This window comes from Bacillus sp. MT94, from assembly GCF_058792475.1.
This window is the reverse complement of sequence record NZ_JBXAEZ010000002.1, coordinates 317993-338153: the sequence shown is the minus strand read 5'-3', so window position 1 is coordinate 338153 and position 20161 is coordinate 317993. Positions and strand designations below refer to the sequence as shown.

The window sequence follows — 20161 nt, the reverse complement described above, 5'->3', positions numbered from 1 at the left end:
GAGGGCTTATGAAGAAAATATTAATTGTAACTACTCATGTAGATATTGAAAGTCGGTTAATAAAAATGATTAAGAACAATATTCTACCAGAAGCGGAATATTCGGTTGTAGCTGAGTTTTTCGGAGAAGTCCCAAAAGTTTCAACTTATTTTAAAAATTTTTTCCCCATTCAAGATTTGCGTAACGAGAATGAAATTAGTGAAGCTATTGAAAAGAGTAAAGAGTGGGGGCCCTTCGATTGTGTACTACAGACCGATGAATATGCAGTACATCTTGCAGCAGTAATACGTGAACATCTTAATGTTAAAGGACTACGTACAAAAGATGTAACGAAGTTTCGTGATAAAGTTGAAATGAAAAAATCACTTAAAGATCAGGTAAGAGCCCCGTATCTCTATGAGATGGAAATGCTATTAAACAACCCTGACTTATTTCCAGTAGTTGTAAAACCGCGTTCGTATGCTGGTAGCAAAGGAATATGTGTTCTTCATTCAATACAAGAGTTAGATAAGTATCTCAAAGAACATAATATAAGTATAGACGATCAAACAGACAGCTTCCGTGAATTTGCGATGGATGAAGTTGAATTCGAAGAGTATATCCAAGGTTTAATTTTTCACATTGATGGCCTTGTTTTTAATAATGAGATTATCTTTTGTAGTGCATCTAAGTACGAAGGGATATGTTTAAATTTTCTTAAAGGAGAACCACTGGGGTCAATTTCAATAGATGATAAGGATGAACAAGACCGTTGGAAAGCATTCACTCAACAAGTTCATGAGGCTATGGAGATCCCTGATGGTGCCTTTCATTTAGAGGCTTTTCTTACAAATGAGGGAGAAAGAATTTTTTTAGAGATAGGTATACGGCCTGGGGGAAGTCTTGTTGTTCCATCTATAGAGGCAGCTGTTGGAATCAACTTGGATGAAGCACATTTACAGTGTCAACTAGACATTACTCCCGAAATAAATCTTAAAAATGCAAAAAATTATGGATGGTTAGTTTATCCAAAAGTATATGACTCAGAAAGTGAACAAAAAATAAAGGAAGTATGTTTACCGCAAGCTTCCTTACCGTCAGTGACATGGTCGGAAATTCCAGGTATCGGACAACCACTTACAGGATCATTTTCTTATGTTAACAACCTAGGTAGTTTTGTTTTTGTATCTGAAGCAACTGAACAAATTAATCAGGATCTAAAAGTATTGATTAACCAATATTCGGTTATATAGGTATGTTTAAATAGATGCTTTTATAGGGGGAAGGTAACAGATTGTGGACCATAAACAAAAAATAATAAACAGGAAAATATGGGTTTTGATTTGTGGTAGTGGCCTTAGTACATTAGGAATATTCATTTCAATTCCAATAATAACCATATATGCAATGGATTATTTTAAACTCTCTGTTGTACAAGTTGGTTTTATCTCGGGTATTTGGCCAGTTACACAATTTAGTATGAGTTTCTTTTGTGGGATAATAGCTGAACGTTGGGGGTATTTGCGTACTCTCCGGTTGGGTATTATTCTCAATAGTATGTCTTTTCTTTTTATGGCTATATCTGTTAATCTAATTCAATTTTCCTTGTCGCTAGTTTTATTTGGATTAGGTAAAGCCTTTTCAGATAATTCAGTTCGTGCTACCATGATTGCACTTGCTGAAGAGGATGAAGTTGAAAGATATTTTCGATTACGTTATCTTTTGCAAAATGTAGGGAACGTATTGGGGCCGTTAATTGGGGTGGCTGCATACGGGCTACTATTTGGTAATACCTTTATCCTTAGCACAGTGGTATTTTTGATGTTTTTATTTGCAACATTTATTTGGTTACGACTTAATGATTTTAGAAATGAAAAACCTAAAAAGAACTCCACTGTTCTTAAGACTTTCTTAGTTCTTAAAGACACAAACTTACAGTTGTGGATATTAAGTTCGATGTTTATTATAATAGCATATGGTGCATACGAAGGACTTATGCCTGCGGTGGTATTAGGATCAGGTGGAGATCGGCCAGCTTATGGTGTTTTAGTTTCACTTAATGCTCTTGTAGTGATAGTCTTTCAACTAATTCAGTTGCGACTTTTTAAAGATGTAGATATAAACAAGTCTATTGTTTGTGGATTTTTTCTCCTTACTTCAGGTTTTTTTCTTTTTGCTTTAGACTGGAATGCTTTTGTGATGACAATTGTTGCAACGATTGTAGTCTCAGTAGGAGAAGCTATTCTGTTTCCGTGCTTTGATGTTATTATGGGAAGAATAGCACCATCTGAACAAAAAGCTGTTTATTATGGTGCAGGAGGGTTGAGCCAAGTTGGTTTTTTCATTGGTCCTTCGATTGGTGGTTTGCTTTTAGAGTATGGTGGATCGGTATTTTTATTCATTGCCTGCTCGACAAGTATTATTTTTTCCGGGATATTCTTTAATAAGATCTCTAAAGAACGGAATAATAAAGTATCTACAAATGTCCAACAAGTTATTGATTAATAAATTGCTACTAAACTCTAAAGATTTAATATTAGTGATTATAGATCGGTAGGATTTAGTCTAGACTTTAATCAGGAAGCAGGACAACAGTTGTGTGGTCTCTCAAACCATTTAATGATTACAGTTATATGCCCCGGATAACCAGTTGGAAAAAGGTTATCCGGTTAAGATTGAGTTCCCTGCTGGCTTGACTTATTACGGATTATTCTAACTAATTAAGTTCAAAGTCTAGACTGAGAAATAGGAGCGTGTAAATGAGTAAGCTCCATGGGAAGTCATCAAAGCTTGCTTAAATAAGATACATACATTTCTGTAAAAGAAGTTCCTTCAATAAGGAGCTTTTTTTCTTGCGTGCCCAGGTAAGTTGGACACTACTTATTGGTGAAATTCTAGCCTCGATAGGGGCCAAATCGTCTAGTAACTGACAGGTGAAGCTTCCATTTGGACACTTATTTTACGTAAGCTAGATTCTTATTTTATTACTTTTTAATTTTTTATTTAAGCAATCGTTGATTTAACTGGTTTTATATTTTAGTGTATAATTCTACTACAAATTCATTTTTTCCACTCTTTTTTACGTAAATAAATAACTTTCTCAAGCACCGATTTGAGGAGGCGATTTTTCTTTTCTATATCACTCGTTGTATAATAAGCCTCTAAAACATTTTTGATTCTCGGAACAAATTCATGTATACCACTCTCTCCTAATCACCGAGTTTGATACTCTTGGAAAAGAGCCTATATCTTAGGGATAAAGGGATTGTCGTTGTTTATTATTATGGACAGTGATTTAGAGAAATAAACGTACTCGGTGATTAGGGATAAGAAAGTATTTAAGACATTTGATATTTCGGTAATTCAGTAAATAAAAAGTACGCTGTTATTTATGGAGGACATTATTTCTTGAAGTGAAAATAATAAAGTTACAGGTAAGTCTTTGCAATAAAATATACTTTAAATTTGGTTACATCCCTGCTAACTAAACCATTTAAACTATCATATTCCAATGTGAAAATAAATATTGCATGAAGATCCATTCTCTCGTTATGATATATGGTATTCTACTGAAAATGTGAGAAGGAGTTAAAGTATGCCGTTTACATTTACACATCCAGCAGCAGTTCTTCCTTTTGCGAAAAAGCATTCTAAATATATGTCAGTAACGGCTCTTATATTAGGTAGTATGGCGCCTGACTTTGAATATTTTTTACACTTTAGACCGTATGGTGTTATTGGGCATACGTGGCTTGGGTTCTTATATTTAAATTTACCACTTGTCTTCTTATTAGCATGTATATATCATTACATTTTAAAAAAGCCTTTTATAACACATTTACCTAAACCATTTGCTGGGTATTATACATATGTAGTAGATAAGGGGTGGAGGATTCATACATGGAAGGATCTTTTTATATTTTGTTATTCAGCATTATTCGGTATGTTAACGCATGTTGTTTGGGATGCATTCACTCATAAGACAGGCTATTTTGTTATGAAAATACCATTATTGCAAAGAGAATGGTACGGTATCCCTGTTTATAAATATATGCAACATGGAAGTACATGTATTGGTTTTCTATTATTAGTATACGTTTTATGGAAATATAGAAATGAAATGGGTAAAGACCTTATTTTAGTTTCGGAAAAAAGAAAGTATTGGATTTCAGTAATTGTTGTGGCAACTATTATATTTATCGTGCATGCGTTCCTAGATCCCTATTTTCATATTTTCCAAATTGGAGGTATAATAGTATCTGGACTGACAAGTTCATTTTGTGGACTTTTCATTGTTTCTATAGTTTACAAGGCAAGGGACTAATTTTATATTCATGAATGATAGTGTTAGGAGAAATGAAATGATGAAAGCATGGAAAAGTATTTTTGTTTTATGTAGTTTTCTTCTTATGTTAAGTGGTTGCTTCCATCAAGAAGAAAAGAAAGCTGAACCGAAGAAAAAAGAATCTATTCCTGAAACGAAAGAATATGGTGGGCGTGAGCTGAAAAAAGTAGGACAAAAAGTGAAAGAAACAGGATGGGGTACTTTCAAGTTAGAGCAGATGCACTCTGTGAATCAAACATTTGAAGTAGCGCCAATGAAAATTCACGTACAAGATGTGAAAGTAATCTCTTTATCACAGATGAGTGAAAAAGCAAAAAATACATTGAAAGTATACACGGCACTAACTCCTGAAGAAGTAAAACGTAGATTAGGGGATAAAGTAAGCCAAGAAGATGCAGAATTATATGCATCGCTAAGTGGAACAGAGATTAGTAATACAATTCGTTACGTTGAGATTACATATAAAGTGGAGAATAGCGGGAATAAAAATATGCAATTTTTCTCTATGAATGATGTTATGATTAATGGTAAGCAACATTTTAAAGTAGCGACTCAAAACTTTTTATATGATGAAGATACGTTAGTTGGTACAAAAAATGTGTCAAGAGAAGACTATAAGCCTGGTGAAACAAGAGATGGTATTATTGGTTTGATACTTGACGATGGAAAAGACAAAGTAAAGGATATTCAGTTTACAACTGATGATTTACTTGCAGGAGATTCAGAAACACAAGATGTTGTAAAAGAGTCACAAACGTTTAATATCTCACTTTCGGAGTAAGGTGTTTTTAAAATAATGTAAGAAAAACAGTCAGCACTCAAATATTATGCTGACTGTTTTTTTATTTCTTTTATGTATGAATCTACATTTTGAAAAGGTACCTTAATTTTAAACGCATCTTTTTGTTCGTTAAATTGCTTTTCATTGTAGGGACCGAAACGTTTATTGTGCTTTACGTCAATAATCCAATAATGTTCACTTTTTTTATTTGCAATTGCTGCGTCAGGGTTATTTGGATCTGATTTTTCCTCAGTTTGTTTTGCAATAATGTATTTATCATCCCAAGCAATGTCTGTAATTTTTGCAGGGATGTATTGTGTGGCATATACAGCATCTTGCGAGGGGAAAAGTTCAAATGCATTTCCAGAAGTACGTATGAGTTCGTATTCATCGTTAACCGTATAAGTTAAGTGACTTGTGTTTCCTGCACAACCAGTTAATAGGAAGGCGACGAATAGGATTATCCATTTTTTCAATATGGGAACCTCCTTTATAATGCTATTGTAACAAATTGTACAAGAAAAGTAAGAGAAACGCTAGTTTACAATGTTTTTTAGAAGTGGTACGATGAGACGGGTAAAGAAGGATATGAAGGAGTCGACATAAAATGAAGTTAAAGATGCATCGTCCAGCGCTTGTAATGAATCGCATAGGTGCTTCCCTAATTGACATGTTTTTAATCTCGGTTATGTATGGTGCAGTAGTAGCTATTATGACCGGAAACTATAGTGCTATGTTTAAGCGCTTTAATATAAGCTTAGGTGATTTTAGATATGATTTCGCAGTAGTTTTCATATTAATGGCGATATATTTTATTGTATTACCCTTTATTTGGAACGGTGTTACACTTGGCAAAAAGGTAACGAGAATAAAATTAATTTCATTGAAGAGTGAAAAGCTAACGTTGCAAACATTAATTATAAGATTTTTTGTAGTGTTATTACCGAACGTATTGCTATTAGGAATTCCATTAATATGTAACGTATATATGATGTTGTTCCGCAAAGACAATTGCGGTTTTCAGGACTTAATTACAAAGACGAAAATAATAAGTCTTGTATAATAAAATAAAATAAAAAAAGACCCTTTTATATATAAAAGGGTCTTTTTTTATTTTATAAGTATATTGTGAATATTTACAGTAAGGAAAAGCTAAAATGTGTCATTTCTATTTATAATAGATTGAAAATTAAGATAATGGTATAATAATTAAAAATAATATCTTTATCTCACCATTTGGGGCTGATTAAAGTTTTACTTTATATAATAAGGGGGAAGTTGAGATGACAGGAGGTAGCATAATTTTTTGGGGCATTCTCATTTTTATCGGTCTAGTTCTTGATCAGCGTAAGAGTAAGAAAAAAGAAGGATAAAAAGTAAACGTTTACAAATTGAATAGCAATTTTTCTTGCTTGCAGAATAATCTCATAAAGGAGTATACTGAATGACGGTAAGACTTATAGAAGGGGTAATGAAAATGAAGCTTGCAGGAAAAGTTGTTATCGTAACTGGCGGTGGCATCGGTATTGGACGTAATACAGCTCTTTTGTTGGCTAAACAAGGCGCAAAAGTAATTGTGACGGACATTGATCAAGAAAGTGGACAAGCAACAGTGGAGGAAATTACGAATCTAGGCGGAGAAGCCCTTTTTGTATTCTATGATATGGAAAAGCAAGGAGATTGGCAACGCGTTATTAGCATTACTTTGAATGCATTCAGTCGCATTGACATGCTTTTTCAAAATGCTGGTTTATATAAAATAGATTCTATTTTTTCTCGTCAACAAGAGAACGATTCCAATGTACTTTGTATTAATGACGTTTGGATAGAGATAAAACAATTAACGTCATCTTTTATGAAACAGCAAGAAGAAGTGGTGCTTAGTGATTTACCGATTTTCGGTATTATTGGCACGAAAGGACAATCATTTCATACAGTAGAAGCCCTAGTATAATAATGAAAACCGCCCTCAATATATGTGGACGGTTTTTTTGTATGTTATATAGAAGGAAATTTTTTTAGCGAATACGTTGTTCTGTTTGGCTGTCAAAGAAATGCGCTTTATTTAAATCAAATGCCAATTTAATTTGGTCTCCAGGTGAGAATATATGTCTTGCATCAACACGTGCTGCAAAATCTTGATTTCCAAGTTTCATATATAAAATAGATTCAGCACCTAACAATTCAGCAACTTCAATTTTTGTTGTGAAAGTAGTAGATTGTGAAGCTTCTAAAAATAGTAGTTCATCATGAATGTCCTCCGGGCGAATACCTAAAACAATTTCTTTATTTACATAGCCTTGTTCACGTAGCATCTTCATTTTTCCTTCAGATACTTTGATTTTTATAGTATTGTCTATAACGAAATCGGTTTCAGTCAATTTACCACGGAAGAAGTTCATCGCTGGTGACCCGATAAATCCACCCACGAAAATGTTTTCTGGTGTTTCATATACTTCTTTTGGTGTTCCAATTTGTTGAATCTTTCCATCCTTCATAACGACAAGACGCGAAGCCATAGTCATTGCTTCTGTTTGGTCATGTGTTACATAAATTGTTGTTGTTCCAAGGCGATGATGTAGCTTAGAAATTTCTGAGCGCATTGCAACACGGAGTTTAGCATCTAAGTTTGATAATGGCTCGTCCATTAAGAAAACTTTTGCATCTCGAACGATTGCTCTACCTAACGCAACACGTTGGCGCTGTCCACCTGATAATGCTTTCGGTTTTCTATCTAAATATTGTTCAAGTCCTAAAATTTTTGCTGCATCTTTTACACGACGATCGATTTCATCTTTTGGTATTTTTCGAAGTTTTAATCCAAATGCCATATTATCATATACACTCATATGTGGATAAAGAGCGTAGTTTTGGAATACCATTGCGATATCTCGATCTTTTGGAGGAACATCATTCATTAGTTTACCATCAATTGAAAACTCGCCTTTTGAAATATCTTCGAGTCCAGCTACCATTCGTAATGTTGTAGATTTTCCGCATCCAGAAGGACCGACAAATACGATAAATTCTTTATCTTGAATGTGTAAATTAAAATCAGTTACAGCTGTTACGTTATTATCATATATCTTATAAATGTTTTCTAATTTAAGTTCTGCCATGGTATTTCCCCCTAGAAATAATTATGCAAACGTTTTCTTTGAGTTCATTATAAACGAATAGATTCAAAAAATAAATAAAAAAATAAAACGTTTTCATATATTGGAGAATTATTAGTGATTTTCGCATGTTTTCTTAGAAAAAGAACAATAAAAATTGTAAGCGCTATTTTAAATTGAGATAGAATCTGTTATCATTCATTAATGAAAACGTTTGCGCCTTAAAAAAGAGAAAAATGAATGATGAATGAAATGGGGTAGCATAATGGAAAAACAATGGTGGAAAGAAAGCGTAGTATATCAAATTTATCCTCGTAGCTTTATGGATAGTAATGGTGATGGTATAGGAGATCTTCAAGGGATTATTTCAAAGCTAGATTACTTAAAAGAGTTAGGGATTGATGTGATTTGGTTATCACCAGTCTATGAATCTCCAAATGATGATAATGGTTACGATATAAGTGATTATTGTAAAATTATGAACGAGTTCGGAACAATGGAAGATTGGGATGAACTATTACATGAAATGCATGAACGTAATATGAAATTGATGATGGATTTAGTTGTTAATCATACATCTGATGAACATAATTGGTTTATTGAATCACGTAAATCAAAAGATAATAAATATAGAGATTACTATATATGGCGTCCTGGAAAAGAAGGGAAAGAACCAAACAACTGGGGAGCTGCTTTTAGTGGATCTGCATGGAAGTATGATGAAATGACGGATGAATATTATTTACATCTGTTTTCTAAAAAACAACCGGATTTAAACTGGGATAATGAAAAGGTAAGACAAGATGTTTATGAGATGATGAAGTTTTGGTTAGAAAAAGGAATTGATGGATTCCGCATGGATGTTATCAATTTTATTTCTAAAGAAGAAGGGTTACCAACAGTTGAAACAGATGAAGATGGTTATGTTTCAGGTCATAAACATTTTATGAACGGTCCAAACATTCATAAATATTTGCATGAAATGAATGAGGAAGTATTATCGAATTATGATATTATGACGGTTGGTGAAATGCCAGGTGTAACGACAGAAGAAGCCAAATTGTATACTGGAGAAGAACGAAAAGAGTTGCAAATGGTATTCCAATTTGAACATATGGATTTAGATTCAGGAGAAGGTGGAAAGTGGGATGTAAAACCATGCTCACTTCTTACTTTAAAAGAGAATTTAACAAAGTGGCAAAAAGCATTAGAGCATACCGGATGGAATAGCCTTTATTGGAATAACCATGATCAGCCTCGCGTTGTATCTCGTTTTGGTAACGATGGAATGTATCGCATTGAATCTGCAAAAATGTTAGCGACAGTTCTTCATATGATGAAGGGGACGCCATATATTTATCAAGGTGAAGAAATCGGAATGACGAACGTTCGATTCCAATCAATTGATGAATATAGAGATATTGAAACGTTAAATATGTATAAAGAAAAAGTGATAGACCATGGTGAAAATATAGAAAAAGTAATGGAATCTATTTATATAAAGGGTCGTGATAATGCTAGAACTCCAATGCAGTGGGATGATCAGAATCACGCTGGATTTACAACGGGTGAGCCTTGGATTACTGTAAATCCTAACTATAAAGAGATTAATGTGAAACAAGCAATCCAAGATGAAGGTTCAATTTTTTATTACTATAAGAAATTAATTGAGCTACGCAAAAATAATGAAATAGTTGTATATGGATCATATGATTTAATATTAGAGAATAATCCTTCTATTTTTGCTTATGTAAGAACATATGGAGACGAAAAACTACTTGTTATTGCAAACTTTACTGCGGATGAAAGTGTATTTGAAATGCCTGAGGATATTAGTTATAGTGAATCAGAATTATTCATACACAATTACGATGTAGAAATCGGATCGATAGATAACATTACATTACGTCCGTATGAAGCGATGGTATTCAAATTGAAATAAGAAAAAGCCTTATGCCACCTTGGCATAAGGCTTTTTTGATTACCATTTTAATATGGAGAATCCATATGGAGGAAGTGTAACTTGTAATACACTTGCTTCTGCTGAAAATTCTTCATTTGTATAAATGTTAATTATTTTCTTACCAGTAACATGAAGAGGGAGTGAAACTGTAACTTCACTATTAGTAGGGTTTAAAACAAAAAAGATAGTTTCATCCTCATATGTTTTCGTATAAGAAATATAATTATGTTCATCATTTGCTTCGATGAATTGAAAAGTACCATGTCCTCCAAAAGCTGCATGTTGTTTTCGTAATGAAATCAATGTTTGTATATGTGTAAATAATGCATGATCTTGTTCTTTAGTATCCCAAATCATACATTTACGGCAATTGGGGTCCATACCACCATCCATGCCGATTTCATCTCCGTAATAAATACATGGAGAGCCGATGAAAGAAAGATGGAATACATAGAGCAATTTCAACTTATTTTTATCTCCATTGCATGTTGTTAAAATTCTTGGAGTATCATGGCTATCTAATAAATGAAAGGCTGCTTCATTTACATTCATAGAGTAGGAATGTAGAGATTCTGTAATTTGCTTCATGAATTCACTTGCTTTAATGGAATCGTTAGCAAAGTAAGAAAGTAGAGCGTTTGTAACAGGATAGCTCATGACAGCATCAAATTGATCACCTTGTAGCCACGGAAGGGCATCGTGCCAAATTTCTCCCAAAATATATACTTCAGGATTTAATGTTTTTATTTCAGTTCGGAATTCTCTCCAAAAGTTGTGATCGACTTCATTTGCGACATCAAGGCGCCAGCCATCTATATTGAATTCTCGTACCCAATAACGTCCTACTTCAAGTAAGTACTCTTTTACATCTGGATGAGCTGTATTTAATTTAGGCATATACGGTGTAAAGGCGAAAGTATCGTAATTGGGAAGTGGATCGGTTATAATTGGAAATTCATGAATGTGGAACCACTCTTTATATGCAGACTTCTCACCGTTCTCTAGAACGTCTTGAAATTTCTCGAAAAAGTATCCACTATGATTAAACACAGCATCGAGCATTACTTTTATACCGTGTTTATGACATTCTTCAATGAGCTCTTTAAAAGTTTCTTTCGTCCCAAATTGTGGATCAATTTCCATATAGTCAATTGTGTCATATTTATGGTTTGAATGAGCTTTGAAAATAGGTGTGAAATATATTCCGGAAATGCCAAGCTTAACAAGGTAATCAAGGTTTTGAATAACACCAGCAAAATCCCCACCGAAAAAATTAGTTGGAGTAGGATTCGCACTTCCCCAAGGAAGGGTGTTTTCTGGATTCAGCGTACTATCGCCATTAGCGAATCGTTCAGGGAAAATCTGATACCAAATGGTGTCTTTAATCCAAGATGGTGCTTTGAATACATCATCTGCATGAATAAATGGAAAACAAAAAAAGTTACCAACATCATCATTTGGAATGTTAGAAAAGAATCCTCGCTCTGTATAAATAAGAGTGTCTGTTTCAGATTTTAATTCAAACCCATAACGTAAGCGCTTAAATTTTGGTTCGATTGCAATGGACCAATAATCAAATAATGCAGTAGAACCCGTTTTTTTCATTGGTGTACTTGCTGATATCCATTTCCCATCTTTCCATTCGTAAGGATCACCGTAAATAAGATCGGCGCTTTGAACATCATCTCTCTTAGTACGTATTCGGATGTGAATTGTTTGTTCATCGTAAGCGTATGCATAATTATCTTTCGGCCTATGATAAATGGCTTCTTTAAACATATAGAAAATCCCCCTTCAATATCTCTATACATAGTATTCCCTTAAGTGTAATAATAAAGCCTATATTGCAAACGATTGCCTTTCTTATAGCTTTAATATTGCTTATAAGAGTAGTATTCATTTAATATAAAGTCAATGTATAAAGAGTATAATGACATAATTTTTAAATTAATATTTGCAAAATGAATAAAAGAATGTATAATGATAGACAAATAGCGCAAACGTTTTCATAGACTTGAGATATTGTTTGTGCTTCAATTAAACTATTAAATGCAAACGTTTTCAGTTGCTAAGGTACATAGACAATTTAGGGAGGTTTTTGGGATGAAGAAAGCATTATCATTATTAACGGTTTCAGCATTATCTATTGGTATGTTATCTGCATGTGGACCGAAAGATTCAGGGAAAAAAGAGGAAAGTAAAGCGAAAAAAGATTATGATCTTCTTGTTTGGGAAGATGAGAAAAAAGGTGTGGGTCTAGAGCCAGCGGTGAAAAGTTTTGAAAAGAAATATAATGTGAAAGTAAAAGTTGAAGAGGTTCAGATGACGAAACAAATAGAAAAACTTCGTCTCGACGGTCCAGCTGGCACAGGGCCAGATGTTGTAACATTGCCACATGATCATATTGGTAATGCGGTAACAGAAGGGCTACTTTCAGAAGTGAAAGTAGATGATACAGTAAAAAGTAAATTTACAGATTTATCAATAGAAGCACAAACATATAACGGAAAAATATATGGTTTACCAAAAGCGATTGAAACACCAATCTTTATTTATAATAAAAAAATGATGCAAAAAGCGCCGGAAACGATGGATGAACTGTTTAACTTCTCAAAAGACTTTACGAAAGATGGAAAATACGGATTTTTAGCACTAGGAGATAACTTCTACTTTGCTAATGCATTTATGGCAGGTATGGGTGGTTATGTATTTGGTGAAAAAGATGGAAAGCCAAATGCAAATGATATTGGATTAAATAATAGCGGTGCGGTACAAGGTGCTGAATATATTCAAAAATGGTATAAAGAAAAGTTATTCCCGAAAGGTATTATCGGTGAATCTGGTGGTTCAGCTGCAGATGGATTATTTAATGAAGGAAAAGCAGCATCTATTATGAATGGTCCATGGGCATTCCAAGCGATGGAAAAGGCTGGAATAGACTATGGTGTTGCTCCAATGCCGAAATTACCAAATGGTCAACCGATGAAAACGTTCGTTGGCGTAAAAGGATGGCATGTAACAAGCTTCTCTAAACAAAATGATTTAGCTACAAAATTTACTGAGTGGGTTACAAATGAAGAAAATGCTAAAATTCGCTTTGAGAAAACGAAAGAAATTCCACCAGTAAAATCAGTAATGGAAGATCCAATCATTAAAGAAAATGAGGCTGCAAAAGCGGTTGCGACACAATCTGAAAATGGAATTCCAATGCCAAACATTCCAGAAATGCAAGAAGTTTGGAAACCAGCTGGAGATGCGCTTCAATTAGTTGTATCAGATAAAGAAGCACCAAAATCCGCACTTGATAGTGCAGTGAAACAAATTAAAGGTAATATTGAGGCAAATCATAGTAAGAAAAAATAAGGTGAAATTCGTGCCTCTAATATGAGGGGCACGAATTCTCTCCCTTCCATGTAGGAAGAAAAAAGGGGGAAGGAACATGCAAACATCTATGGAACCTGCAAAGGGGTTAAATGATTCAAAGCATAGGAAAGTGGCAACCATGTTATCAATCATTCCAGGCGTGGGCCAAATGTATAATAAACAATTTGTAAAAGGTCTTATTTTTCTAGTATTAACAGGTTCATTTATTGTAGCCTTTGCTGATTTATTAAATATGGGATTATGGGGCATTGTAACGCTCGGTACAGAAGTTCCACGTGACCATTCCGTCTTTCTATTAGTAGAAGGGATCTTGGCACTTATCGTTATCGCTTTTGGGCTTGGCATATATGCATTTAACTTATATGATGCATATCAAAATGGGAAGAAACGTGATATTGGAACACCGTTAAATTCTGTAAAAGAGCAATACCGTAATTTGTTAGATCAAGGCTTTCCTTATTTAATGGTTTCACCAGGTTTTCTACTACTTATCTTTGTTGTCGTATTTCCAATCATCTTCGTAATTTTAATTGGATTTACAAACTATGATTTATATCATTCTCCTCCAGCTAAATTAGTAGATTGGGTGGGCTTTAAAAACTTTATTGATATTTTCACATTACCGATGTGGAGAGATACATTTTTAAGTGTATTTTCTTGGACTGTCATTTGGACATTCGTTGCAACAACATTACAAGTTGCACTTGGTATTTTTTTAGCGATTATCGTAAATCAGCCTGGTATTAAAGGTAAGGCAATTATTCGAACAATCTTTATTTTACCGTGGGCTGTTCCAGCATTCGTATCTATTCTTGTATTTGCTGGTATGTTTAATGAAACATTTGGAGCAATTAATAACCAAGTATTAGCTTTATTCGGGATTGAAAAGATTGCTTGGATGACAGACCCGTTTTGGTCAAAGATTGCTTTAATTATGATTCAAACGTGGCTTGGTTTCCCGTTCGTCTTTGCGATGACAACAGGTATACTGCAATCGATTCCAGGAGAATTATATGAAGCGGCTACAGTAGACGGAGCAACTGCTTGGCAACAGTTCCGCAAAATTACATTGCCACTTGTGTTATATGCAACAGCGCCAATATTAATTACGCAATATACGTTTAACTTTAATAATTTTAGTATTATTTATCTATTTAATAACGGGGGACCTGCTGTGTCTGGACAAAATGCAGGTGGAACGGATATTTTAATTTCATGGATCTATAAGTTAACGATGACTTCGGCTCAATACGGCAAAGCAGCAGCTCTTACAATGATTTTATCGTTAATCGTTATTACAGTTGCGTTATGGCAATTTAAGAGAACAAAATCATTCCAAGAAGAGGATATGATGTAAATGAATATTAAACGACAAAAGATGCTACGTCTTTCATTAAGTTATTTAGTTATCTTCATAATGTGTGCGATTGTTTTCTATCCATTACTATGGATAATTGGCTCATCGTTTAATCCAGGTGATAGTTTATCTGGATCAAGTATTATTCCGAAAAATGCCACATTAGATCATTATCGCAAGCTACTTGATCTCGATTCAAGTAATTACTTACTTTGGTATAAAAATACTTTGAAAGTTAGCGTAATGACGATGATTTTCTCTGTACTAGCCATTAGTTTTACTGCTTATGCATTTTCGAGATATCGTTTTGTTGGAAGAAAGAATGGTTTATTAACATTTTTAATTCTGCAAATGATCCCGAATTTTGCAGCGTTAATCGCACTATATATATTAGCTCAGTTAACAGGATTACTTGATACACACCTTGCATTAATTTTAATTTATGTGGGCGGAGCAATTCCGATGAATACATGGCTTATGAAAGGGTATTTTGATACGATTCCGAAAGAGTTGGATGAATCAGCTCGAATGGATGGAGCAGGGCATTTCCGTATTTTCTGGCAAATCATTATGCCACTTGCAAAGCCAATCGTAGCGGTTGTAGCATTATTTACTTTCATTGGTCCATTTACAGATTTCATTTTAGCGAGTATTATTTTGCGAACACCAGAAAATTATACTTTAGCAGTTGGATTATATGAAATGGTTGCGAAAAAATTCGGTAATGAATTTACAACGTTTGCAGCGGGTTCAGTGTTAATTGCGATTCCGATTTCAATTTTATTCCTATCACTACAAAAATATTTTGTTTCCGGTTTAACAGCTGGAGGTACAAAAGGATGAAAAATGGGACATTATGTCCCATTTTTCTTTTCATCTCCCTATAAATAACTTTATAGGGAGATGAAAAGAGATTTGACATCACATGTGAAAAGAAGTGAAATAAATAGTATATTATAGTATAGGAAAAAATAGCTATATCCCTTACAATACATGAAGAGGGAGAATAGGATTAGTTTTGCAAGATATAAGAAATGAAAGTTTATGACTTGCAATGAATGCGAGATAAAATATATGAAAAATGACAGAGAAATGAGAGGAGGGGGATTTTTATGACAGTTACAATTAAAGATGTGGCGAAGCAAGCGAATGTTGCACCATCAACAGTTTCTCGTGTAATTGCTGATAATCCAAGTATAAGTGAAAAGACAAAGCGCCGTGTTAGGAAAGTGATGAGTGAATTAGGGTATCATCCCAATTTAAATGCGAGAAATCTTGCGAACCAAACGACGAAAACACTTGGTCTTGTTATGCCAAGTTCTGCAAGTAAAGCTTTTCAAAATCCATTTTTCCCAGAAGTTATAAGAGGGATTAGTTCATTTGCACACGTAGAAGGTTATGCGCTTTACATGTCGACAGGTGAAACGGAAGAAGAAATTTTTAATGGTGTCGTAAAGATGGTACAGGGACGTCAAATTGGTGGTATTATTCTTTTATATTCAAGGGAGAATGATCGGATTATTCAATATTTACATGAACAAAATTTCCCGTTTGTTTTAATAGGAAAACCATATGATCGAAAAGATGAAATTACATATGTAGATAATGACAATTATACAGCTGCAAGAGAAGTGGCAGAATATTTAATTTCATTAGGGCATAAGCAAATCGCGTTCATTGGTGGTGGATCAGATTTACTTGTAACGAGAGATCGTTTAGCTGGTATGAGTGATGCCTTGAAATTAGCAGACATTGTATTACCAAAAGAATATATTTTACATTTTGATTTTTCGAGGGAAAGTGGTCAACAAGCCGTTGAGGAATTAATGGGACTGCAGCAACCGCCAACGGCAATTATGGCAACGGATGACTTAATTGGACTTGGTGTGTTAAGTGCTCTTTCTAAAAAAGGATTCGTTGTACCGAAGGATGTTTCTATTGTAAGCTTTAATAATGCTTTATTATCAGAAATTGCGAGCCCTCCACTTTCGACAGTTGATGTGAATATTTATCAGCTAGGATATGAGGCAGCAAAAGCTTTAGTTGATAAAGTAGAGAATGCAGAATCCACTGCAAAGTGTATCATTATTCCTCATAAATTACTAAAACGTCAAACTTGTGATCATTATGCAGAAAAAAGCTAAGAGTTTAACTCTTAGCTTTTTTTATTAGAAAGGCTTCTAATCGGTCGCAGCCTTCTTTTAAAGTTTCGATACTATACGCATAGGACAAGCGAAGGTAGCCTTCACCGTATTCAGAGAATGCTGTTCCAGGAACTACAGCTAGTCCAGCTTCTTTGACAAGATCAAGTGCAAAATCAAATGATGAAGATGTCAAATGACCGACATATGGGAATAAGTAAAATGCACCTGTTGGCTTTTCAACTGCTAATCCCATTTGAGTGAGTCTATTATATACGTAATCACGGCGTTTTTTATATTGGTGGCGCATCATTTTGGGTGCGTCTTTAGCAGCTGTTAATGCTTCAATCGCAGCGTATTGAGCGATTGAAGTAGCACACGTTACATTGTATTGATGAACTTTTAATATGTGTCCTGCTAAATAGCTTGGTGCGAATAAAAGTCCAACACGCCAGCCAGTCATAGAATGTGATTTAGATAAACCGTTAATGACAATTGTCTTTTCACGCATTTCTGGGAAATGAGCGATAGATGTATGCTTTTGTTCATACACAAGCTCGCTATAAATTTCATCTGAAAGGACGAAAATATTTTTATCTTTTAAAACATCTACAATATCTTTTAATTCTTCTATGGATAAAGTTACACCAGTTGGGTTAGAAGGATATGGTAGTACGATACATCTTGTTTTTTCTGTAATAGCATTTTTTAGCGCGTCAGCTGTTAAACGGAATCCAGTTTCACGAACATCTACAAAAATGGGCGTTGCACCGCATAATCGAATAATAGGTTCGTAACCTGGATAAATAGGAGCAGGTAAAATTACTTCTGTTCCTGGCTCTAAAATCGTTCGGAATGCAACATCAATTGCTTCGCTAGCACCAATTGTAACGATGGTTTCGTTTTCAGGTGAGTAATGTAAATCGTAGTTATCTTTTACGAAGTTACAAGCTGCCTTACGTAATTCTAGTAAACCAGCGTTATGTGTATAGCTGGTATAGTTTTCTGTAATAGCCCGTTTTGCCGCTTCTTTTACGAGAGAAGGTGTAGGGAAATCGGGTTGTCCGATTGTTAAAGAAATCAAATTATCATAGTTTTGAATCATGTTAGAGAATTGACGGATTCCAGAAATTTGGATATCCTTCACTCTAGGGTTAATGAATTGTTCCATTGTATCTCCCTTTCTTCCGTTTGAAAATTAAGTTCATTTTATCATATTTTCTATGATTGCGCTTTGTATATGTAATTTAGAAAGAGAGAGAAAAGAAAAAAAGCCGCTATAAGCGACTTTTTAATATCCGTATTCCCAATCTATTTCATCTTCATTCCAGAGTACAGAGGATACCTTGCCAAGGTGAACAACTGATTCGTTCACAGCACATGTGCAATCTTCATCTCCTGCTTTATGCTGTAACTCTTCATATACTGATTTTTCAACATTTTCTAGAACAACCAAATTTTCTTCTTTTAAAACAAGCGTAGTACCCGCCATATTTATCTTCCTCCTACTAAAGTAATGATCACTTATTTGTAAACATAGATAGTATGGATTATATGCTGTATTTTGCTATAGTTGTCCGTCTAAAAAAGTATTTTTACATTTTCTTTGTAATCCGTATTCATTGTATACTGCACGAAGGAAATTTGGTACAGGGTTTACAATCATTTCGAAAATCTGTAACAATTATTATGAGTTGTTAACAAAGAATTAACAAATATGTTAAGAAAAATCAAAATTTTAAAACAAATAAACCTATAAAATGATATAATCATATCAAAATACATATAGGGGATGAGAGGTTATGGAGCTTATCCGTGATTTGTTGATTCAAATTGCCATCATAATTTTACCACTATTTTTATATGAAGCGATTCGTTTAAATCGCTATCAAGAAATGCCTCCGAAGCCAAATCGTTACTTTATTATGTTTTTATCTAGCGTTACGCTCGTTCTCTCCATGACATACTCTATTTGTTTTGGCAATGTGTGTGGGTATAACTTTCACCCAATTCCAATTGTCAGTGGTTTTTTATATGGTGGGATTGTTGGTTTAATCCCAGCGGTTATTTTTGTTGCATATGAATGGTTACTAAAGGGAATGAGCTTTCTTCCAGTTTTAGAAGTAATATTTCTATTGATAGTTCCGCTATTTTTATCAAAGAAATGGTCTCTTTTTTCAAGAGATAAGAAATTAATTTTAGCATTTATGATTTCATCATTTTATGTGCTTGTTTCTTTAGTATTAGGCATGATTAATGTTCTTTTGGAAACAGGATTTACACCGTATATTTCGCAAATATATAGCGGATTTATATTTGCCTCGCTTATCATGGTCATGACAATGGTATTTCAGGTATATTTAACTGAATATTTAAATGAAAATGCATTGCTACGTACAGAGATGCAAAAATCAGAAAAGCTTAATATTGTAAGTGAGTTAGCAGCAAGTGTGGCACATGAAGTTCGAAATCCACTTACTGTTGTTCGTGGATTTATCCAATTGCTAGAAAGTACGGAAGATGTGAAGAATAAGGATTATATGCGTCTCGTATTAGCTGAATTGGATCGGGCGGAACAAATTATTTCAGATTATTTGAATTTAGCAAGGCCGCAAATTGAGAAAAAAGAACACATTTGTTTATCAGCCCAATTAATAGAAATGACCACTCTTATGTCGTCATTTGCAGCAATGCAAGGTGTATATTTACAAGTTGAAATTTCAGAAAGTCTTTATACGATTGGTGATAAGACAAAATTGAAGCAAGCTATTATGAATGTTGTTAAAAATGGTATTGAAGCAATTCAAGGAAATAAAGGATATTTAAAAGTAACAGCTATTCAAAAAGACGAAACAATCATAATAAGAGTTAAAGATAGTGGTGTTGGTATGACGAAAGAACAGTTAGCAAGGCTGGGGCAACCATATTATTCTTTAAAAGAAAAAGGGACAGGATTAGGGCTTATGGTAACATTTAGTATTTTACAAGCGCATAATGGTACATTGGAATATAAGAGTGAAAGTGGAAAAGGCACTGAAGCAATTATTATATTACCAGCTGTACAAAATAAGGAATAAAAGTTACCGATGGAAGGT

The 20161-nt window shown here is 34.0% G+C and carries 18 protein-coding genes and 1 pseudogene; 13 read left to right on the top strand and 6 right to left on the bottom strand.

What is annotated here, in order from left to right; genetic code table 11:
- Nucleotides 1-8 precede the first annotated feature (8 nt).
- Entirely contained in the window at nt 9-1232 is a 1224-nt protein-coding gene (locus AC1Q51_RS07345; RefSeq protein ID WP_090977149.1) for an ATP-grasp domain-containing protein, read from the top strand.
- A 43-nt stretch (nt 1233-1275) separates the two neighbouring features.
- Nucleotides 1276-2484 carry an MFS transporter gene (locus AC1Q51_RS07340; RefSeq protein WP_157812355.1) on the top strand — a complete coding sequence of 403 codons (1209 nt, stop codon included), beginning with the start codon at nt 1276-1278 and terminating at the stop codon, nt 2482-2484.
- 524 nt (nt 2485-3008) lie between these two features.
- Here AC1Q51_RS07340 and AC1Q51_RS07335 read toward each other — a convergent pair.
- Nucleotides 3009-3186, bottom strand: a pseudogene (locus AC1Q51_RS07335) (recombinase family protein); the annotation flags it as partial.
- A 388-nt stretch (nt 3187-3574) separates the two neighbouring features.
- Between AC1Q51_RS07335 and AC1Q51_RS07330 the strand changes: the two are divergent.
- Nucleotides 3575-4303, top strand: coding sequence for a DUF4184 family protein (locus AC1Q51_RS07330; protein WP_090977153.1), 729 nt, complete (start codon nt 3575-3577; stop codon nt 4301-4303).
- A 37-nt stretch (nt 4304-4340) separates the two neighbouring features.
- Nucleotides 4341-5105, top strand: coding sequence for a hypothetical protein (locus tag AC1Q51_RS07325; protein WP_000973900.1), 765 nt, complete (start codon nt 4341-4343; stop codon nt 5103-5105).
- A 44-nt stretch (nt 5106-5149) separates the two neighbouring features.
- Here AC1Q51_RS07325 and AC1Q51_RS07320 read toward each other — a convergent pair whose 3' ends face one another.
- On the bottom strand, nt 5150-5581 hold the full coding sequence (locus tag AC1Q51_RS07320; RefSeq protein ID WP_000758789.1) for a DUF3997 domain-containing protein: 432 nt from the start codon (nt 5579-5581) through the stop codon (nt 5150-5152).
- Nucleotides 5582-5712: 131 nt separating this feature from the next.
- Here AC1Q51_RS07320 and AC1Q51_RS07315 point away from each other — a divergent pair, with 131 nt between their 5' ends.
- The 3 genes from AC1Q51_RS07315 (at nt 5713) to AC1Q51_RS07305 (ending at nt 7059) form a co-directional block, all read left to right on the top strand.
- On the top strand, nt 5713-6168 hold the full coding sequence (locus AC1Q51_RS07315; RefSeq protein WP_000769080.1) for an RDD family protein: 456 nt from the start codon (nt 5713-5715) through the stop codon (nt 6166-6168).
- Between the two features lie 220 nt (nt 6169-6388).
- The gene (locus AC1Q51_RS07310; protein ID WP_000145638.1) at nt 6389-6478 is read left to right on the top strand and encodes a hypothetical protein; all 90 of its coding nucleotides are present in this window, start codon (nt 6389-6391) and stop codon (nt 6476-6478) included.
- A gap of 71 nt (nt 6479-6549) precedes the next feature.
- Nucleotides 6550-7059, top strand: coding sequence for an SDR family NAD(P)-dependent oxidoreductase (locus tag AC1Q51_RS07305; protein WP_492331457.1), 510 nt, complete (start codon nt 6550-6552; stop codon nt 7057-7059).
- A 64-nt stretch (nt 7060-7123) separates the two neighbouring features.
- Here AC1Q51_RS07305 and AC1Q51_RS07300 read toward each other — a convergent pair whose 3' ends face one another.
- Nucleotides 7124-8224 carry an ABC transporter ATP-binding protein gene (locus AC1Q51_RS07300; RefSeq protein WP_000818934.1) on the bottom strand — a complete coding sequence of 367 codons (1101 nt, stop codon included), beginning with the start codon at nt 8222-8224 and terminating at the stop codon, nt 7124-7126.
- A 262-nt stretch (nt 8225-8486) separates the two neighbouring features.
- On the opposite strand from AC1Q51_RS07300, the gene malL reads away from it, so the two are divergent.
- Nucleotides 8487-10163 carry an oligo-1,6-glucosidase gene (malL, locus tag AC1Q51_RS07295; protein WP_000415172.1) on the top strand — a complete coding sequence of 559 codons (1677 nt, stop codon included), beginning with the start codon at nt 8487-8489 and terminating at the stop codon, nt 10161-10163.
- Between the two features lie 39 nt (nt 10164-10202).
- Here the strand turns inward: malL and AC1Q51_RS07290 are convergent, their stop codons facing one another.
- Nucleotides 10203-11963 carry an alpha-glycosidase gene (locus AC1Q51_RS07290; RefSeq protein ID WP_492331456.1) on the bottom strand — a complete coding sequence of 587 codons (1761 nt, stop codon included), beginning with the start codon at nt 11961-11963 and terminating at the stop codon, nt 10203-10205.
- Nucleotides 11964-12287: 324 nt separating this feature from the next.
- Between AC1Q51_RS07290 and AC1Q51_RS07285 the strand changes: the two genes are divergently transcribed.
- From AC1Q51_RS07285 to malR, 4 genes are all read left to right on the top strand, one after another.
- Nucleotides 12288-13547, top strand: coding sequence for an extracellular solute-binding protein (locus AC1Q51_RS07285; protein WP_000709931.1), 1260 nt, complete (start codon nt 12288-12290; stop codon nt 13545-13547).
- Nucleotides 13548-13623: 76 nt separating this feature from the next.
- Nucleotides 13624-14925: a maltosaccharide ABC transporter permease MalC gene (gene malC / locus AC1Q51_RS07280; RefSeq protein ID WP_001194982.1), complete on the top strand. Its 1302-nt coding sequence runs from the start codon at nt 13624-13626 to the stop codon at nt 14923-14925.
- On the top strand, nt 14926-15768 hold the full coding sequence (gene malD, locus AC1Q51_RS07275) for a maltosaccharide ABC transporter permease MalD (protein WP_001022603.1): 843 nt from the start codon (nt 14926-14928) through the stop codon (nt 15766-15768).
- A gap of 269 nt (nt 15769-16037) precedes the next feature.
- Nucleotides 16038-17069, top strand: coding sequence for a maltose operon transcriptional repressor MalR (malR, locus tag AC1Q51_RS07270; protein WP_016512354.1), 1032 nt, complete (start codon nt 16038-16040; stop codon nt 17067-17069).
- 4 nt (nt 17070-17073) lie between these two features.
- Here malR and AC1Q51_RS07265 read toward each other — a convergent pair whose 3' ends face one another.
- Together AC1Q51_RS07265 and AC1Q51_RS07260 are read right to left on the bottom strand one after the other, a co-directional pair.
- Nucleotides 17074-18237, bottom strand: coding sequence for an aminotransferase A (locus AC1Q51_RS07265; RefSeq protein ID WP_053563723.1), 1164 nt, complete (start codon nt 18235-18237; stop codon nt 17074-17076).
- Between the two features lie 120 nt (nt 18238-18357).
- Nucleotides 18358-18558, bottom strand: a complete 201-nt coding sequence (locus AC1Q51_RS07260) for a hypothetical protein (RefSeq protein WP_000929276.1) — start codon at nt 18556-18558, stop codon at nt 18358-18360.
- Between the two features lie 310 nt (nt 18559-18868).
- On the opposite strand from AC1Q51_RS07260, the gene kinB reads away from it, so the two are divergent.
- Nucleotides 18869-20143, top strand: coding sequence for a sporulation sensor histidine kinase KinB (kinB, locus tag AC1Q51_RS07255; RefSeq protein ID WP_000420369.1), 1275 nt, complete (start codon nt 18869-18871; stop codon nt 20141-20143).
- The last annotated feature ends 18 nt before the right edge of the window (nt 20144-20161 follow it).